The 403-nt window shown below is 46.2% G+C and carries 1 protein-coding gene; it reads left to right on the top strand.

Translation table 11 applies throughout. The features are described 5' to 3' along the window. Positions 1–403, top strand: a 403-nt coding sequence (locus tag AACM45_RS20365) for an AMP-binding protein (protein ID WP_339145055.1), incomplete at both ends; no start/stop codon positions are given.

The following is a 403-nucleotide window of genomic DNA, read 5'->3' as shown; positions in this document are numbered from 1 at the left end:
AGGATCGACACTGTTCGTTGTGCCAAATGCCCTGATTCTTGAACCTCATCGTTTTGCACGCTTTCTATCGGACAATAAGATTTCCCACTTGCATGCAACTCCTTCTTATCTGAGTGCTATAGACCCTTCGGAATTGGTCACGCTAAAAAGGATAGTATTTGGGGGAGAATACTTGTCAAAGGAATTATTCGAGAAATACAAAAGATATATTCCAGGAACGATAAATGAATATGGTCCGACGGAGACCACTGTCACTTCTATCATATCAATTGGCACATACCTCTTGAACAACATATCCTTTCAAAACACCCGCGCCTACGTTCTGGACGATCATGGCACCCCTGTTCCGATAGGCGTTGTGGGGGAGCTGTACATAGCCGGAGCTGGACTGGCCCGGGGCTAC

This window comes from Croceitalea sp. MTPC5 (genome assembly GCF_036985505.1).
GTDB lineage: Bacteria > Bacteroidota > Bacteroidia > Flavobacteriales > Flavobacteriaceae > Croceitalea.
The sequence above is the reverse complement of the archived record's forward strand: the minus strand, read 5'-3'. Positions and strand labels throughout refer to the sequence as shown.